The organism is Streptomyces sp. NPDC087300, from assembly GCF_044744425.1.
Taxonomy (GTDB): domain Bacteria; phylum Actinomycetota; class Actinomycetes; order Streptomycetales; family Streptomycetaceae; genus Streptomyces.
The window spans coordinates 278,236-294,816 of record NZ_JBIUYI010000007.1 but is presented as its reverse complement, the minus strand read 5'-3'; the positions used below and the strand labels follow the sequence as shown (position 1 = coordinate 294,816).

Below are 16,581 nucleotides of genomic sequence, written 5' to 3'. Positions count from 1 at the left end.
TCGTAGAGGAAATACGCCCTACGAAGCACTGGATACTTGAACTCTCAAGCTCTACGGTCCCAGCGTACGTGTGGTTTGTTCAAGATTCAAGAAAGGGCCTCGTACAGTGGAGTACATGGATACGGCACCCACTCCGCCCCCGGCCGCCGAGCCGCGCTGGCTGGACGGCGACGAACAGCGCGTTTGGCGGGTCTACCTTCAGGCGACCACTCTCCTCGACGACCACCTCGATCGCCAGCTCCAGCGCGACGCGGGCATGCCGCACATGTACTACGGCCTATTGGTCCAGTTGTCCGACGCCCCCCGGCGGCGGCTGCGGATGACCGAGCTGGCCAAGAACATGAAGATCACCCGCTCCCGGCTCTCGCACGCGATCGCGCGCCTGGAGAAGAGCGGCTGGGTGCGGCGCGAGGACTGTCCTTCGGACAAGCGCGGGCAGCTCGCGATCCTCACGGACGACGGCTTCGACGTACTGAGCAGGACCGCCCCCGGGCACGTCAGCGCGGTCCGCCAGGCGCTCTTCGACCGGCTCACCCCGGAACAGCAGAAGTCCCTCGGCGAGATCATGACGATCGTCGCCGAGGGACTTCAGCCGAAGGAGGCCGGGGCGGACCTCCCCTGGCTCCGTTAGGCGGGGAACGCTCCGCTGTGGTGGGCGGGTTCGGGAACCGCGGCCCGCTCGGGCTGAGCGCGCAGTTCCCCGCGCCCCTGAAGAGGCGCCTACGCCGTCACGTCAGTGAGCCATCACCGGCACCTTCAGCTCGTCCTCCACACCGTCGTCCGACGAACCGGCGGAGGCCGAAGTGCCGCCCTGCGCACCCGTGTTGATGAGCGTCGCCGCGATCAGCGCGGAGACCGTCAGGATGCCGACCGCCCACCAGATCGCGCTGGTGTAGCCCTCGACCATGGCCTGCGCCTGGAGGAGCTTCGGGTTGGTGGCGCCCAGGGACGCGTGGTCCGTGAGGTACGCGGTGGTCGCCGAAGCGGCGATGGTGTTCAGGAGGGCCGTGCCGATGGCGCCGCCGACCTGCTGCGAGGTGTTGACCATCGCGGAGGCGACACCCGCGTCACGGGCCTCGACGCCGTGCGTGGCCAGGGACATGGCGGGCATGAACGCCGTACCCATGCCGAGGCCCAGCATCAGCTGCGCGGGCATGATCAGACCGGCGTACGAGCTGCCGATCTCCAGCTGCGTCAGGAGCAGCATTCCGAGGGCGGCGAGCAGGAAGCCCGGGGCCATCAGGAGCCGCGGCGGGACGCGGGTCATCAGGCGGGCGCCGATCTGCGTGGAGCCCGTGATCATGCCGACGATCATCGGCAGGAAGGCGAAGCCGGTCTTGACCGGCGAGTAGCCCTTGACGATCTGAAGGTAGTACGTGAGGAACAGGAACAGGCCGAACATCGCGATGACCGCGAGGCCGAGCGACATGTAGACGCCGCCGCGGTTGCGCTCGGTCAGGACGCGCAGCGGGAGCAGCGGCGACTTGACCTTGGCCTCGGTGAGGACGAACGCGGCGAGCAGCACGGCGGACGCGACGAACATCGTGACCGTCACGCTGTCCGACCAGCCGGCGGACTCGGCGCGGGTGAAGCCGTAGACGAGCGCGACCAGACCCAGGGTGGAGAGGACCACGCCGGGGATGTCGAGCGGCGAGCGGTTGCGGCCGCCGGCCGGCTCACGGATGACGAAGTACGCGCCGAGGGCGGCGACCACCGCGAACGGGATGTTGACGAAGAAGGTCCAGCGCCAGTTCAGGTACTCGGTGAGGAAGCCGCCGAGGATCAGGCCCACGGCGCCGCCGCCACCGGCGATCGCGCCGTAGATGCCGAACGCCTTGGCGCGCTCCTTGGCGTCGGTGAACATCACCGCGAGCAGCGAGAGCGCGGCGGGCGCGAGCAGCGCGCCGAACACGCCCTGGAGCGCGCGGGCACCGAGCATCATGGCCTCGCCGGTCGCGGCGCCGCCCAGCGCGGAGGCCGCGGCGAAGCCGATCAGGCCGGTCACGAAGGTGCGCTTGCGGCCCCACAGGTCGGCGATGCGGCCACCGAAGAGCAGCAGTCCGCCGAAGGCGAGCGCGTAGGCCGTGATGACCCACTGGCGGTTGCCGTCGGATATGCCGAGGTCCTGCTGGGCCGAGGGCAGCGCGATGTTCACGATGGTGGCGTCGAGGACGACCATCAGCTGGGCGAGCGCGATGAAGATCAGCGCTTTCCAGCGGTTGGAGTCAGGCCCTGAATCGGGCTTGAGGGCTGTTTCAGACATGGAGGTAGCCACCTAGCGGTACGGAGTGCGAAAAAACGGAGTAAGAAGCTCTGCGGAGGGTCCTGCCGGTACTGCGGAAGGTCAGTGCTGCCGGAGCGCCTCCAAGGTCGCCGCCGCGCCCGGAAGCTCCGAGCGGGCGGGCGCCATCAGACCGTCGAGGAACAGCTGAAGATGACGGTGGACGAAGCCGTCCATGTCCGGGCAGGCCGTGCCCGGCAGCGGCCGGCCCAGCTGGGAGATGGCCACCATCAGGTCACCGACGGCGATGTCGGTGCGCAGCTGTCCCGCCTCGCGGGCGCGTCCCATGAGGTCCTCGACGGACCCCTCGAGGCGCTCCCTGGCGTCGAGCAGATCGGGGTGGTGCGGGTCGAAGCCGACGGAGAGGATCGGGCACAGGGCGCCGATCCGCTCGTCGGCCGCGGCGTGCACGAAGGTGCGCAGCGTCCCGAACGCGTCCTCGCCCGCGTCGACCGCGGCCAGGGCCCGGTCGACCTGCGCCACGAGGCGGTCGGTCACCGAAAGGACGACCTGGCGCGCCAGCTCCTCGCGGTCGGCGAAGTGCCGGTAGACCGTGGCGTTGCCGACGCCCGCACGGCGCGCGACCTCGTCGAGCGGGACGTCGGCCCCGTGCTCGACGAACATCTCGCGCGCGGCGACGACGATCCGCTCCCGGTTGCGCAAGGCGTCCGCCCGCGGGCGGGGGACTCGGCGCTGCGGTGCGGTGGCGGCTTCCACGGCTGCTCCTCGGGTCGTTGTCTGTCGGGTCACTGGCTCTATGTGTTCGGCACTGCGGAGAGTGTCTCCTCGCGATGCGGGGACTGTCTCCCCGTTTTCTGCGAACACAGATCTAAACGGGGAGACAGTCCCCGGATATTTCCGGTCCCCCATCCCAATTCCTGTGACCTGGGTCACAGTCGATTCGCGCAGAAACCCACGATCGGTCGCACTCAGCGAGCGCCCGCGCACCCCCCGGCACAGGGTGATCGAACAGGGTGCAGCCAGGACGGCCGGCTGCCGCGGAGTGGAAGGCCCACGCATGCAGCAGCCGACCTGGCGGCGGATACGCCCCGCCCGCCGCGGTGTCGCCCTCGTCTCGCTCACGGCACTCGCCCTCGCGGTCACCACGTCGGCGAGCACCGGACGCCTGATGGAGAACTCGCCGAGCACGCCGGGCCCCGTCTCGCTGGCCCGCAGCACCGCGCTCGGCCCGTGCATGATCAGCGGCACGATGGGCGTGCAGATGTCGGAGGGCGTGCCCACCCCGCCCGGCTACTCGCGCTCCACCGGCACCGTCCGGGCCCTGAACCTCATGGTCGACTTCTCCGACGCACCGGGCCAGGGCAGTGCCATGGACCGCCTCGCGGAGTTCTTCCCGCAGACCTCGGACTGGTTCCGCACCAGCTCGTACGGGCGCCTGGACTACCGGCCCGAATCACCGATCGAGCACTGGCTGCGGATGCCCAAGCCGTTCGCCGGCTACGGGATAGAGCGCGGCGCCCCCTTCGACCCGGGCTACCGGGAGCTGGTCCAGGACATCGTGGCGGCCGCCGACCCGGACGTGGACTTCCGGTCGTACGACCTGGTGAACATCCTGATCACCCCGAACGCGGGGCCCTCCGCGCTCGACACGGTCCTCTCGGTGACCTTCGCGGGCAACCACGAGGCGCCGGTCGCCGACGGGGTCCCCGTCTCCAACGCGTCCTTCGTCTACAGCCGCCAGGACGACGGCTCGGGCAGCTACCGCGAGACGGGCTACCGGGTGCTCCCGCACGAGAACGGCCACGTCTTCGGCCTGCCCGACCTGTACACGCAGGACGGCGGCGGCGCGGTCGGCCACTGGGACATCATGAGCGAGGACTGGGGCGCCAACAACGATCTGCTCGCCTGGCACAAGTGGAAGCTGGGCTGGCTCGACGACGACCAGATCAGCTGCGCGGCCAACCCCGGCACCACCGAGCACGTCCTGTCACCGCTGGCGGGCCCCGGCGGCACCAAGCTCGCCTTCGTCCCGCTGGGCGAGAAGACGGGGTACGCGATCGAGGTGCGCACGCCGGGCGGCAACGACGAGGCGGTCTGCAAGCCGGGCGTCCTGATCTACCGCGTGAACGCGGACGTCGACACGGGCCACGGCCCGGTCACGGTCGCCGACTCCACGCGCGACAGCGGCGGCTGCACGCGCCGCCCCAACGTCCACGCGGAGCTCTCCGACGCGCCCTACGGCCCCGGGGAGACCTTCACCGACCGCAGGACGGGCGTACGGGTGACGGTCGCGGGCGTGACGGACGAGGGGAACTACCGGGTGCACGTCACCCGGCCGTAGCGGCGCCCGGCACCGTCTGGCGCACCTGCCGCAGGAAGGCGGCGTTGCCCGGGGTCTTCTTGAGCTGGTCGAGCAGCGCCTCCAGGTTGCCCTGCCCGTCCCGGCCCCGCAGCGCCCGCCGCAGCCCGCGCATGGCGGTCAACTCGGTCTCCGGTACGAGGAGTTCCTCGCGCCGGGTGCCGGAGGGGACGATGTCGACGGCCGGGAAGACCCGCCGGTCGGCGGCGGCGCGGTCGAGCCTGAGCTCCATGTTGCCGGTGCCCTTCAGCTCCTCGAAGTAGTAGTCGTCGGCGCGCGATCCGGTCTCCACGAGCACGGTCGCGAGCATCGTGAGGGAACCGCCCTCCTCGGCGAGGCGGGCCGCGCCGAAGAGCTTCTTGGGGCCCTGGACCGCGGCCGCGTCGACGCCGCCGCTGAGGGTGCGCCCGCTGCCGGACGCCGCGTTGTTGTACGCCCGGCACAGGCGGGTCAGCGAGTCGAAGAGCATGACGACGTCGCGCCCGTCCTCGACCATGCGCTTGGCGCGTTCCACGGCGAGTTCGGCGAGGGCGATGTGCTGCTTGGCGGGCCGGTCGAAGGTCGAGGCGAGCACCTCGCCGCGGACCGAGCGCCGCATGTCGGTGACCTCTTCGGGGCGTTCGTCGAGGAGCACCACCATGAGGTGGCACTCGGGGTGGTTCTCGGCGACGGCCGCGGCGATCTGCTGGAGCAGGACGGTCTTGCCGGTCTTCGGCGGTGCGACGATCAGGCCGCGCTGCCCCTTGCCGACGGGTGCGACGAGGTCGACGAGCCGTCCCGCGACGGGCCCGCCCGCGGTCTCCATGCGGAGCCGCTCGCGGGGGTGCAGCGGGGTGAGGTCGGCGAACCTCCGCCGTACGCGCGACGTTTCGGGCACGCGGCCGTTGACGCGGTGGACACCGGTGAGGGTGCGGGCCTTCGGCCCGTGCTCGCCGTCGACCACGTCGCCGGTGCGCAGGCCGAACCTGCGGACGAGCGGGGCGGGCACCTGGACGTCACCGTCGGCGGGCAGGCCGCCCGGACCCCGCAGGAATCCGCGGCCGTCCCGGGCGATGTCGAGAACTCCGGTGCAGGACACGGGAGTTGATGTGCGGGTGGGTACTTGTTCTGTTGCTGTGGCAGTCATGATGTGGGTCCTTTCGCGGACATGCGAATGACGGGGCCCGGCGGGGCGGCATGAACCACGCCCCGCACAACGGGCCGAACGGCGCTCCGAGAGCGCGATGAGAAGGCCGGAGGCCTGACAGATCCCGAGAACCGGGACCGGAGGAAAGGTGATGGTACGGGCGCCCCGCATACGGGGCGTACACACGTACTGCTCGCAAGGTAACACATGGGTACGGCGGCGGGGCAAGGGCAGAAAGTCCCCGCGCCCACGGGGATCAGCTGACGCCGGCCCGAGGCCGAACCGCGGGAACCACCACGGGCGCCCCGTCCACCGCGGACCGCAGGATCTCCGCCTCGATCCCGTAGAGCCGGCGCACCAGGTCCTCGTCCACGACCTTCCGCGGCGGCCCGGTGGCGACGATCCGTCCCGCGAGCATGGCCACCACGACGTCCGCGTAACGCGCCGCCGCGGCCAGGTCGTGGACGACCATCACGATGGTGCGTCCCTCCGCGGCGACCTCCCGCACCAGGTCGAGCACCTCCACCGCGTGCCCGATGTCGAGCGCGCTGGTCGGCTCGTCGAGCAGGACGACGGGGGTCTCCTGGGCCAGCGCCATGGCGAGCCAGCACCGCTGGCGCTGGCCGCCGGAGAGCTGGTCGATGCGCCGCTCGGCGAGCTCCGCGGTCCCGGTGGCGTCGAGCGCGCGGGTCACCGCGGCCTCGTCCTGCGCGGACCACTGGCGGAAGAGCCCCTGGTGGGGATGGCGTCCGTACCGTACGAGCCCCGCGACGGTGACCGCCTCCGGGGCCTGCGGCGACTGCGGGAGCAGGGCGACGCGGTGCGCCGTCTCGCGCTGCTTGAGCCGCCAGATGTCGGAGTCGCCCGCGAACACCCGTCCGGACGTGGGCTGGTGGAGCCGTGCCATGCAGCGCAGGAGCGTCGACTTGCCGCAGCCGTTGGGACCGACGATGGCGACGACCTTGCCGGACTCGACGGTGAGGTCGACGTTGTCGACGGCGGCGTGCTCGCCGCCGTATCCGGCGGTGAGCTGCTCGACGCGGAGTTCCACGGGGCGTGCCTTTCCGGGTTCGAGGGGCTCACCCCCGCGACGTTGGCCTGAGGCTCTTGCGGTCTTGACCTAAGGTAAGGCTAACCTTAGCGAAAAGCATGGTCGCTGACGACCATCTCATCATGTCCTCTTGACCCCGGAGCTGTTGATGACCGTCCCCCGCCGCCCCCTCTCCACCGCCACCCGACGCGCGACCCGGACGGTCGCCGCGCTCGGCGCCGCGGCACTGCTGCTCACCGGCTGCGGCTCGGACGACGGCTCCGACAAGGGCTCATCGGCGAAGAGCGGTTCGGGCTCCGAGACCCGCACCATCAAGGACGCCACCGGCAAGGCCGTGAAGGTGCCGACGCACCCCGAGCGCGTGGTGACGCTGACCCAGGAGGACCTGGACGCCGTCCTCGCGCTCGGCGTGAAGCCGGTCGGCATCACCAACGGCCAGGGCCTGGACAAGCCGCCGGCCTACCTCGCCGACAAGGTCAAGGGCATCGACATCGTCGGCAATCTGCTCCAGCCCGTGATGGACAAGGTCGTCGCCGCCAAGCCCGACCTGATCCTCGCCGGTGACATGCAGGACGAGCAGGTGCTCAAGCAGCTGCGCGAGATCACGCCCGCGACCGTCGTCACCATGGCGCCCACCGACGACTGGAAGCTGACCCTGCGGGGCATCGGCAACGCGGTCAACGACCTGCCCAAGGCCAACAAGGTCATCGGCGACCACGAGGCCGCCGCCAAGAAGGCGGGCGCCGGGCTCGGCGAGAACAAGGGCGCCGAGGTCTCCATCGTCCGCTGGAACCCGGACGGCCCGAGCTGGATGGAGAACAAGCAGTTCGCCAGCGGTGTCGCCCTGGAGATGGGCCTGAAGCGGCCCAAGAACCAGAACAAGGACGGCAACGCGCACACCCCGTCGCTCAGCCTGGAGAAGATCGACGAGATCGACGGCGACTGGCTGTTCCTCTCCACCCTGACCTCGGACGGCGAGAAGGCCCTCAAGGACGTCCAGAAGAAGCCCGCCTACAAGGACCTCGGCGCGGTGAAGAAGAACCACGTCGTGACCGTGGACGGTTCGGTCTGGTCGACCCGCGGCGGCCCGCTGGCCGCCGCCGAGGTCATGAAGGACTACACCGAGGCGCTCAAGAAGTAGCGGCTCGGGCGCGGGCAGTGGCCGTCGCGAAGTCGGCCGCCGTCCACGCCATCCCCAACGCGCCGTCGAGCAGCGCCTGTTCGGCCGCCGGGGAGACCGCGGCCGCCACGAACTCCGGCTCGTGCGGTCCGCAGGCACCGCCGCTGATGTCCAGGACGGGGTGGATGGACGGCACCAGGTGCGAGACGTTGCCCATGTCCGTGCAGGCGAAGGGCTCGCGCTCGACGGGCTCGGCGCGCCCGAGTTCCCGCGCGTTCGCCTTCCACAGGGCGATCAGCGCGGGGTCGCCGCGGAAGTCGAGGTAGTCGGGTTCGGGCCGCTCCAGGGTGACCTCGCAGCCGGTCGCGAGGGCGCCCGCGCGAAAGCAGTTCTCCACGCGTGCGCGCAGCTCGCGCAGGTCCTCGGCGGCCAGGGCGCGGATCTCGTACTCGGCGGTGGCGCGGTCCGGTATCGCGTTCGGCGCCGTCCCGGCGGCCGTGGTGATGCCGTGCACCCGCCACTGGGGCGGGAGTTGCTGGCGCAGCAGGCCGACGGCGACCTGGGCGACGGTCAGGGCGTCGGCGGCGTTGCGGCCCTCGTGCGGGTTGAGGCTGGGGTGCGCGGACCGCCCCGTGTACGTCACCGAGAGCGTGCCGAGCGCGAAGGAGCGGAAGTCGGCCATCTCGAACGGGCAGGGGTGCACCATCATCGCCGCGTCCACGCCGTCGAAGGCGCCCGCGTCGATGAGCAGCGCCTTGCCCGCGCCGCGCTCCTCGGCCGGGGTGCCGAGCACCCTGACGGTGAGGCCCAGTTCATCGGCGTACGGGGCGAGGGCGAGGGCCGCGCCGACGCCCGCCGCGGCGATCAGATTGTGCCCGCAGGCGTGGCCGAGGCCGGGCAGCGCGTCGTACTCGCAGGCCACGGCGACGGTGACGGGGCCCGAGCCGACGCTCGCGCGAAACGCGGTGTCCAGGCCGAAGGCGGGCGCGGTCACCTCGAAGCCGTGCGCGCCGAGGAGTTCGGCGCACCAGGCGGCGGCTCGGCGCTCCTCGAAGGCCGTCTCCGGGTGGCCGTGGATGCGCGAGCTCAGCACGAGCAGGGCGTCGCGATGACCCTCGATCCCCTTGCGCAGGGCGGACTTGAGGTCGGTGGGGGCGGTCGTCGTTTCCATGACCAGCAAGGTAGCTTAGGCTAACCTAAGTTAGTGCTGGTAGGTTCAGGTTCACGGGAGTCGTCACACACATGCATCAGCGACCTGATCGCCTTCCCCTGCTCGCCGCGCAGGCCGGCATCCTCTACGCGCAGCAGCTGGCCCCGCTGAGCACGGCGCTCAACACCGCCGACCGCGTGGAGCTCCAAGGCCCCCTGGACGAGGTCCTGTTCGAGACCGCGCTGCTGCGCACGGTCGCCGAGGCGGAGACCCTCGCGCTGCGCGTCACCGAGGACGCCGAGGGCAACCCCTGGCAGACCGTGGACCCGGAAGCCGCGCCCGTGCGCCTGCACCGGCTCGACGTGCGCGCCGAACCCGACCCCGAGGCGGCCGCCGACGCGTGGATGCGCGCGGACCTCGCGCGCGCGGTGGACCTCACCGGCGAGAGAGGCACCGGCGGGCTCGTCACCCAGGCCCTCATCCGCGTCGCCGACGACCGGCACTGGTGGTACCAGCGCGTCCACCACTTCGCCGTCGACGCCTACGCCCTCCACCTCATCGGCGCCCGCGTCGCCGAGCTGTACACCGCGCTCGCCGCCCGACAGGAGCCGCCCGCCCGGCAGTTCGCGCCCCTGGCCGAGCTGACCGGTGAGGAGACCCGCTACCTGGGCAGCGAGCAGTACGCCACCGACCGCGCCTTCTGGGCCGAGCGGACCGCCGGGCACACCACGCCCGCCACCCTCGCCGCCCGCCCCGACGCCACCGGCAGCGACGCGCTCGTCCGCCGCGTCACCGACCTGCCCGAGGGCTCCGTCGACCGGTTCACCCGCGCCGCGCAGGCCGTGAAGGCCACCTGGGCCGAGCTCGTCATCGCCGCCACCGCGGGCCATCTGCACCGCGTCACCGGCGCCGAGGACATCGTGCTCGGCCTGCCCCTCACCAACCGGCGCGGCCCCGCCGCCCTGCGCACCCCGGCGATGACCGTCAACGTCCTGCCGCTGCGCATCGCCGTACGCCCCGGTGACACCGGCGCCGAACTCCTGCGCCGCGTCGTCCTCGAAGTCCGCGCGGTCCGCCGCCACCAGCGCTACCCGCAGGCCGACCTGCGCCGCGACCTCGCACTCGGCACCGCGGGCGAACCGCTGACCGGGCCCATGGTCAACATCAAGCCCTTCGAGTCGGACCTGGACTTCGGCGCGCTGACCGGCACCGTGCACAACCTCGCCGCGGGCCCCGTCGAGGACCTCGCCGTCGGGGCGTCGCCGCGCGCCGACGGCCGCCTCCGGATCGGCATCGACGCCAACGCAGGCCGCTACACGGACGCCGAACTCGCCCGTCACGAGCGCACTTTGGCCATCTATCTGGACCAGCTCGCCGAGCTGCTCCTCACCGACCCGCACCGCACCATCGGCACCCTCGACCTGCTGACCCCGGACGAGATACGCGCGGCCACCACCGGCCGCACCGAGCCGCCCGCCGAGCGGACCCTGCCCGACGCGTTCGCCGCACGGGCCGCCCGCACCCCCGACGCCGTCGCCGTGCGCGGCGCGGGTGCCGCGCTGACCTTCGCCGAACTGGACGCCGCCGCCGACCGCCTGGCCCACCGGCTCGCCGCGGACCTGGCCCCCGGCACGCCCGTCGCCCTCGCCCTGCCGCGCTCCACCGACACGCTCGTGGCGCTGCTCGCCGTGCTCAAGGCGGGCGGCGTCTGCCAGCCGCTCGACCTCGGACACCCCGCGGCCCGGACCCTGGACGTGCTGGCCGACGCCCGCCCCGCGTACGTCATCGGCACCCGCGCCACCCTCGCCGCGCTGCCCGCGCACGGACTGCCCGAACTCGCCCTCGACGACCCGCAGACGGCCGCCGCGATCGCCGCGCTCCCCGCGCACGCGCCCGCCACCGCGCCCCGGCTCACCGACCCCGCCTACATCATCCACACCTCCGGTTCCACCGGCCGCCCCAAGGGCGTCCTCGTCACCCACGCCTCGCTCGCCAACCTCCTCGCCGGGCACGCCGACGACCACGTCGCGCCCGCCGTCGCCCGCACCGGACGCGACCGCCTCCGGGTCGCGCACAGCGCCTCGTTCGCCTTCGACGCGTCCTGGGACCCGATCCTGTGGATGGTCCACGGCCACGAGCTGCACCTGCTCGACGACGCCACCTACCGCGACCCGGCCGCCCTCGCCGCGTACGTCGACGAGCAGCGCGTCGACTACCTCGACGTCACCCCCTCCTACGCGGAGGCGCTCATCGCCGAGGGCCTGCTCGACGACGGCAGGCACCACCCCGCCGTCGTCGTGGTCGGCGGCGAGGCCGTGCCCACGCCGCTGTGGGACCGCCTCGCCAAGGTCCAGGGATCACGGCCGACCAACCTCTACGGCCCCACAGAAACAACCGTCGACGCCTACTACTGGCTGCCCGAGCCGGACGGCACCACCACGGGACGCCCCGTGCGTGCCTCCCGCGTCTACGTCCTCGACTCCTGCCTGCGCCCGACGCCCCCCGGCGTCACCGGCGAGCTGTACGTCGCGGGCGCCTGTCTGGCCCGCGGCTACCTCGGCCGCCCCGAACTGACCGCCGAACGCTTCGTCGCCGACCCCTTCGGGACGCTCCACGACGACCCGGGCGGCCGCATGTACCGCACCGGCGACCTGGTGCGGCGGCGCCCCGACGGCACCCTGGAGTTCCTCGGGCGCGGCGACGACCAGGTGAAGATCCGCGGCTTCCGCATCGAACTCGGCGAGATCCAGGCCCGGTTGGCCACCCACCCCGCGCTCGCCCAGGCGGCCGTGATCGCCCGCGACTCCGCGCACGGCAAGCGCCTCCTCGCCTACGCCGTGCCGCGCGAAGGCGCCGACGTCACCCCGGACGCACTGCGCGCCCACCTCGCCGAGACGCTCCCGGCGCACATGGTCCCCGCCACCGTGACGCTCCTCGCCGAACTGCCGCGCACCGCCAACGACAAGCTGGACCACCGGGCCCTGCCCGACCCGGCACCCGCCGCCCCCACCACGCGGGACGACGGCTCGGGCGGCGGCCCGGACGGCGGCGACCCGCACACCGAGATCCTCTGCGGCCTCTTCGCCGACGTCCTCGGCCTGGAGCCCGGCTGGCCCGCGCCCGACACCGGGTTCTTCGACCTCGGCGGTCACTCGCTCCTCGCGGGCCGCCTCGCCGCCCGTGTCCGCGAGCGGTTCGGCACCACCGCCGTCGGCATCGCGGACGTCTTCCGCGCCTCGACGCCCGCCGCCCTGGCCGCCGTCCTGCACGCGTCGGGCGCCACGGCCGCCACCGCCCCTGCCGCCACCGCGCCCGTACCCGTGCCCCGCACCGACACCCTCCCCCTCTCCCCCGCGCAGCAGCGCCTGTGGTTCCTGCACCGCCTCGAAGGCCCGAGCCCCACCTACAACATCCCGCTCGTCCTCACCCTGGACGGGCCCGTCGACCACGGCGCGCTCCAGCGCGCCCTGCACGACCTGACCGGCCGCCACGAGACCCTCAGAACGGTCTACCCGGTCACGGACGACGCCCGGTCCGCCGACGCCGACGACCGCCCCCACCAGCGAATCCTCGACGCGGACCATCCGCTGGCCCGCCCCGTCCTGCACCGCGCGGCGCTCACCGACGGCGCCCTGACCGAGGCCGTGCGGCACTGCTTCGAGCTCGCGGACGAACCCCCGCTGCGGGCCACCCTGTTCACCGACCCGGCCGACCCCGCCCGCCACACCCTCCTCCTGCTGCTCCACCACATCGCGGGCGACGGCGCCTCCACCACACCCCTGGCCCGTGACCTCGCGACCGCCTACACCGCCCGCGCCGCGGGCCGCGCACCCGGCTTCACACCGCTGCCCCTCCAGTACGCGGACCACAGCGCGCACCAGCAGAAGCTGCTCGCCGAGGGTCTCGCCGAGCGGCACCTCGCGCACTGGAAGGAGGCCCTCGCGGGCCTGCCCGACCAGCTGGAGCTGCCCACCGACAGGCCCCGACCGCCGGTGGCCACCTCCGCGGGCGACACCGTCCCCTTCGTCCTGGCCCCGGACACCCACCGGGCGCTCAAGCGCCTGGCCGCCGCGACCGGCACCACCGTCTTCATGACGGTCCAGGCGGGCCTGGCCGCGCTCCTGACCCGGCACGGCTGCGGCACCGACATCCCCCTCGGCACCCCGGTCGCCGGGCGCGACGACGACGCCACGGCGGGGCTCGTCGGGTTCTTCACCAACACCGTCGTCCTGCGCACGGACACCTCGGGCGACCCCGGCTTCCGGACGCTCCTGGACCGCGTGCGCGGCACCACGCTCGCCGCGTACGAACACGACGTACTCCCCTTCGACCAGCTCGTCGAGGAGCTCAACCCGCCGCGCTCGCTCGCCAGGCACCCGCTGTTCCAGGTGATGCTGGCCTGGCAGTCGCTGCCCGACGGCGACTTCGCGCTCGGCCCCGGCGTCACCGCCAGGCTCGGCGCCGTGCCCTCGGGCACCGCGAAGTTCGACCTGACCCTGAACGCGGGCGAACTCCCGGGCGACGGCGGGATATCCGGCTTCCTGGAGTTCCGCACCGACCTGTTCGACCGCGCCACCGCGCAGGGCCTCGCCGAGCGGCTCGCCCGGCTGCTCACCGCGGCCGCCGAGACCCCGGACACCCCCCTCGGTCTGCTCCCCCTGCTCTCCGACGCGGAGCGCCACCAGGCACTCGTGGCCGCCAACAACCAGCACCACAAGGCGAGTCCCGCCTCAACCACCCTCGCCGACGTCTACGAGCGGGCCGCCGCACGCCACCCCCACCGCACCGCCGTCAGCCACGAGGGCCGCACCCTCACCTACGCCGGACTCTCCGCCCGCGCACACCAGTTGGCACGTCTGCTCGCCGCGCGCGGCATCGGCCCCGGCTCGATCGTGGCGCTCGCGCTGCCCCGCTCCGCCGACCTGGTCACCGGCCTGCTCGCGGTCGCGCTCTCCGGCGCCGCCTATCTCCCGCTCGACCCGGACTACCCGGCCGACCGGCTCGCCTACATGCTCGACGACGCACGGCCCGCCGCGCTGATCACCGACACCGCGACCGCGCCCCGGCTGCCCGCCCAGGCGCACGCCCTGCCGCTCGTCGCGGTCGACGGCGAGGCCCCCGACGCGTACGGCACGGGACCCCTCGGCCAGAGCGAGCGCACCCGCCCGCTCACCCCGCGCGACCCCGCCTACGTCATCTACACCTCGGGCTCCACCGGCCGCCCCAAGGGCGTCGTCGTCACCCACCACAACGTCACGCGGCTGCTCACCGCCACGGACCACTGGTTCGGCTTCGACGAGCACGACGTCTGGACGCTGTTCCACTCCTACGCCTTCGACTTCTCCGTCTGGGAGCTGTGGGGCGCGCTCCTGTACGGCGGCAAGGTCGTCGTCGTACCGCATCTGACGAGCCGCGACCCCGGCGCCTTCCGTACGCTGCTCGCCGACGAACGGGTCACCGTCCTCAACCAGACCCCGTCGGCCTTCCACCAGCTCGCGGCCGCCGACCGCGAGGACGACTCGGGCACCGAACTCGCCCTGCGGTACGTGGTGTTCGGCGGCGAGGCGCTCGAACCGGGCCGCCTCGACGAGTGGTACGCGCGGCACGGCGACGACGGCCCGACGCTCGTGAACATGTACGGCATCACCGAGACCACCGTGCACGTCTCCTACTTCGCGCTCGACCGCGCGACCGCCGCCGCCTCCACGTCGAGCACCATCGGCGTGAACATTCCCGACCTGCGCGTCTACGTCCTCGACGACCGGCTCCAGCCCGTGCCGCCCGGCGTCACCGGCGAGATGTACGTCGCGGGCGAGGGTCTCGCCGACGGCTACCTGGGCCGTCCCGACCTGACCGCCACGCGCTTCGTCGCCGACCCGTACGCCGCGCTGTTCGGGCAGAGCGGCAGCCGCATGTACCGTTCGGGCGACCTCGCGCGGCGCCGCGCCGACGGCGCCCTCGAGTACTTCGGGCGGGCCGACCACCAGGTGAAGATCCGCGGCTTCCGCATCGAACTCGGCGAGGTCGAGGCCGCGTTGGCGAGCCACCCGGCCGTCGCGGACGCCGCCGTCGTCGTGCGCGAGGACGTCCCCGGCGACAAGCGGCTCGTCGGCTACGCGGTGGCCGACGGCGCCGGCCCCGCCGCCCTGCGCGAGCACACCGCGGCCGGACTCCCCGTCCACATGGTCCCCTCGGCCGTCGTCCTGCTCGACCGGCTGCCCCTGACCAGCAACGGCAAGCTGGACCGCAAGGCGCTGCCCGCCCCCGAGCGCCCCGCGTCGGCCGCCGCGGGCCGCGCCCCGCGCACCCCCCGCGAGGAACAGCTCTGCGCGATCTTCGCCGAGGTGCTGGGCGCGGACCGGATCGGCGTCGAGGACAACTTCTTCGACCTGGGCGGCCATTCGCTGCTCGCCGTGCGCCTCGCGGGCCGCGTCAAGGCGGCCTTCGGCGCCGAGGTCTCCATCGGCACGGTATTCCAGTCGCCGACACCCGCCGCGCTCGACGCGGCGCTGGATGCCGGATCCGGCCACCGCGACGACCCGCTGGACGTCCTCCTCCCGCTGCGCCCCGCCGGCCCCGGCGACCGCGCCCCCGTCCACTGCGTCCACCCGGCGGGCGGCCTGAGCTGGTGCTACGCGGGCCTGATCCGCCACCTCCCGGCCGACGTACCGATCTACGGCCTCCAGGCGCAGGGCGTGGGTGCGGCCACCGCTACCTCCGAACTCCCTCACACTCTCGAAGAGTTGGCGGCCCACTACGTCACCCGCCTCCGCGAGGTCCAGCCGACCGGCCCGTACCGCCTGCTCGGCTGGTCGACCGGCGGCATCATCGCCCACGCGATGGCCGCGCACCTCCAGGAGACGGGCCACGAGGTGGAGCTGCTCGCGATCCTCGACGCCTACCCGGCCGAGGGCTTCCGCGAGCTGCCCGTCCCCGACGAGGCCGAGGCGCTCGAATCGCTGCTCACCATGGGCGGTTACGGCCCCGACAGCCTCGCGGGCAAGGAGCTGACCACCGGGAACGTCATCGAGGTGCTGCGCCGCGAGGGCAGCCCGCTCGCCGCGCTGCCGCCCGCCACGTTCGAGGCGCTGCGCGACATCTACCTCAACACCAACCATCTCGTACGGGCCTACGACCACCGGCGCTTCGACGGCGACGTGCTGTTCTTCCGCGCCACGGTCGACACCATCGACGACACCCTGACGCCCGAGACCTGGACGCCGTACGTGAACGGGGGCATCGCCAACACGAACGTGGCCTGCTCCCACAAGGACATGACCCTGCCCGAACCGATCGCGCACATCGCGCGCGTGGTCGCCGACCGACTGACCGAGCTGGAGAAGCAGCAGTGACGACGAGCGAAGCCCCCGCCAACCCCTTCGACGCGGACGGCGAGTTCCTGGTCCTCGCCAACGACCGGGGCGAGCTCTCCCTGTGGCCGCTCTTCGCCGCGGTGCCCGAAGGCTGGGCCGCCCAGCACGGCCCGTGCCCGCGCCAGGACGCCCTCGACTGGGTCAAGAGCCGGTGAACGGG

Annotated in this window: 10 protein-coding genes; 5 read left to right on the top strand and 5 right to left on the bottom strand. The window is 72.8% G+C overall.

Annotated features, from left to right (window positions below; all coding sequences use genetic code 11):
* The first annotated feature begins 115 nt into the window (after positions 1–115).
* Entirely contained in the window at positions 116–631 is a 516-nt protein-coding gene (locus ACIO9J_RS29645; protein ID WP_402006160.1) for a MarR family winged helix-turn-helix transcriptional regulator, read from the top strand.
* A 102-nt stretch (positions 632–733) separates the two neighbouring features.
* On the opposite strand, the gene ACIO9J_RS29640 is transcribed toward ACIO9J_RS29645, so the two are convergent.
* Both ACIO9J_RS29640 and ACIO9J_RS29635 read right to left on the bottom strand, forming a co-directional pair.
* Complete coding sequence (locus tag ACIO9J_RS29640) at positions 734–2,263, bottom strand: MFS transporter (protein ID WP_402006157.1); 1,530 nt, start codon at positions 2,261–2,263, stop codon at positions 734–736.
* A gap of 81 nt (positions 2,264–2,344) precedes the next feature.
* Entirely contained in the window at positions 2,345–2,998 is a 654-nt protein-coding gene (locus tag ACIO9J_RS29635) for a TetR/AcrR family transcriptional regulator (protein ID WP_402006154.1), read from the bottom strand.
* Between the two features lie 301 nt (positions 2,999–3,299).
* On the opposite strand from ACIO9J_RS29635, the gene ACIO9J_RS29630 reads away from it, so the two are divergent.
* Positions 3,300–4,583 carry a M6 family metalloprotease domain-containing protein gene (locus ACIO9J_RS29630; protein ID WP_402006151.1) on the top strand — a complete coding sequence of 428 codons (1,284 nt, stop codon included), beginning with the start codon at positions 3,300–3,302 and terminating at the stop codon, positions 4,581–4,583.
* Here the strand turns inward: ACIO9J_RS29630 and rho are convergent.
* Positions 4,570–5,727 (bottom strand): transcription termination factor Rho, encoded by a 1,158-nt coding sequence (gene rho, locus ACIO9J_RS29625; RefSeq protein WP_402006148.1) that lies wholly within the window; start codon positions 5,725–5,727, stop codon positions 4,570–4,572. The genes ACIO9J_RS29630 and rho overlap by 14 nt on opposite strands.
* 256 nt (positions 5,728–5,983) lie before the next feature.
* Complete coding sequence (locus ACIO9J_RS29620) at positions 5,984–6,778, bottom strand: ABC transporter ATP-binding protein (protein ID WP_402006145.1); 795 nt, start codon at positions 6,776–6,778, stop codon at positions 5,984–5,986.
* A 148-nt stretch (positions 6,779–6,926) separates the two neighbouring features.
* Here ACIO9J_RS29620 and ACIO9J_RS29615 point away from each other — a divergent pair, with 148 nt between their 5' ends.
* Positions 6,927–7,919: an ABC transporter substrate-binding protein gene (locus ACIO9J_RS29615; RefSeq protein ID WP_402006810.1), complete on the top strand. Its 993-nt coding sequence runs from the start codon at positions 6,927–6,929 to the stop codon at positions 7,917–7,919.
* On the opposite strand, the gene ACIO9J_RS29610 is transcribed toward ACIO9J_RS29615, so the two are convergent.
* Positions 7,909–9,069 (bottom strand): M20 family metallopeptidase, encoded by a 1,161-nt coding sequence (locus ACIO9J_RS29610; RefSeq protein WP_402006142.1) that lies wholly within the window; start codon positions 9,067–9,069, stop codon positions 7,909–7,911. The two genes, ACIO9J_RS29615 and ACIO9J_RS29610, sit on opposite strands and share 11 nt — an antisense overlap.
* A 71-nt stretch (positions 9,070–9,140) precedes the next feature.
* Between ACIO9J_RS29610 and ACIO9J_RS29605 the strand changes: the two genes are divergently transcribed.
* Both ACIO9J_RS29605 and ACIO9J_RS29600 read left to right on the top strand, forming a co-directional pair.
* Positions 9,141–16,400, top strand: a complete 7,260-nt coding sequence (locus tag ACIO9J_RS29605) for an amino acid adenylation domain-containing protein (RefSeq protein ID WP_402006139.1) — start codon at positions 9,141–9,143, stop codon at positions 16,398–16,400.
* Positions 16,397–16,576 (top strand): MbtH family protein, encoded by a 180-nt coding sequence (locus tag ACIO9J_RS29600; protein WP_402006136.1) that lies wholly within the window; start codon positions 16,397–16,399, stop codon positions 16,574–16,576. Before ACIO9J_RS29605 ends, ACIO9J_RS29600 begins: the two co-directional genes overlap by 4 nt.
* Positions 16,577–16,581 lie beyond the last annotated feature (5 nt).

Coding starts and splice junctions, on each gene's coding strand:
- ACIO9J_RS29645 (WP_402006160.1), top strand. CDS start 116: ATGGATACGGCACCCACTCCGCCCCCGGCCGCCGAGCCGCGCTGGCTG.
- ACIO9J_RS29640 (WP_402006157.1), bottom strand. CDS start 2,263: ATGTCTGAAACAGCCCTCAAGCCCGATTCAGGGCCTGACTCCAACCGC.
- ACIO9J_RS29630 (WP_402006151.1), top strand. CDS start 3,300: ATGCAGCAGCCGACCTGGCGGCGGATACGCCCCGCCCGCCGCGGTGTC.
- rho (WP_402006148.1), bottom strand. CDS start 5,727: ATGACTGCCACAGCAACAGAACAAGTACCCACCCGCACATCAACTCCC.
- ACIO9J_RS29615 (WP_402006810.1), top strand. CDS start 6,927: ATGACCGTCCCCCGCCGCCCCCTCTCCACCGCCACCCGACGCGCGACC.
- ACIO9J_RS29610 (WP_402006142.1), bottom strand. CDS start 9,069: ATGGAAACGACGACCGCCCCCACCGACCTCAAGTCCGCCCTGCGCAAG.
- ACIO9J_RS29605 (WP_402006139.1), top strand. CDS start 9,141: ATGCATCAGCGACCTGATCGCCTTCCCCTGCTCGCCGCGCAGGCCGGC.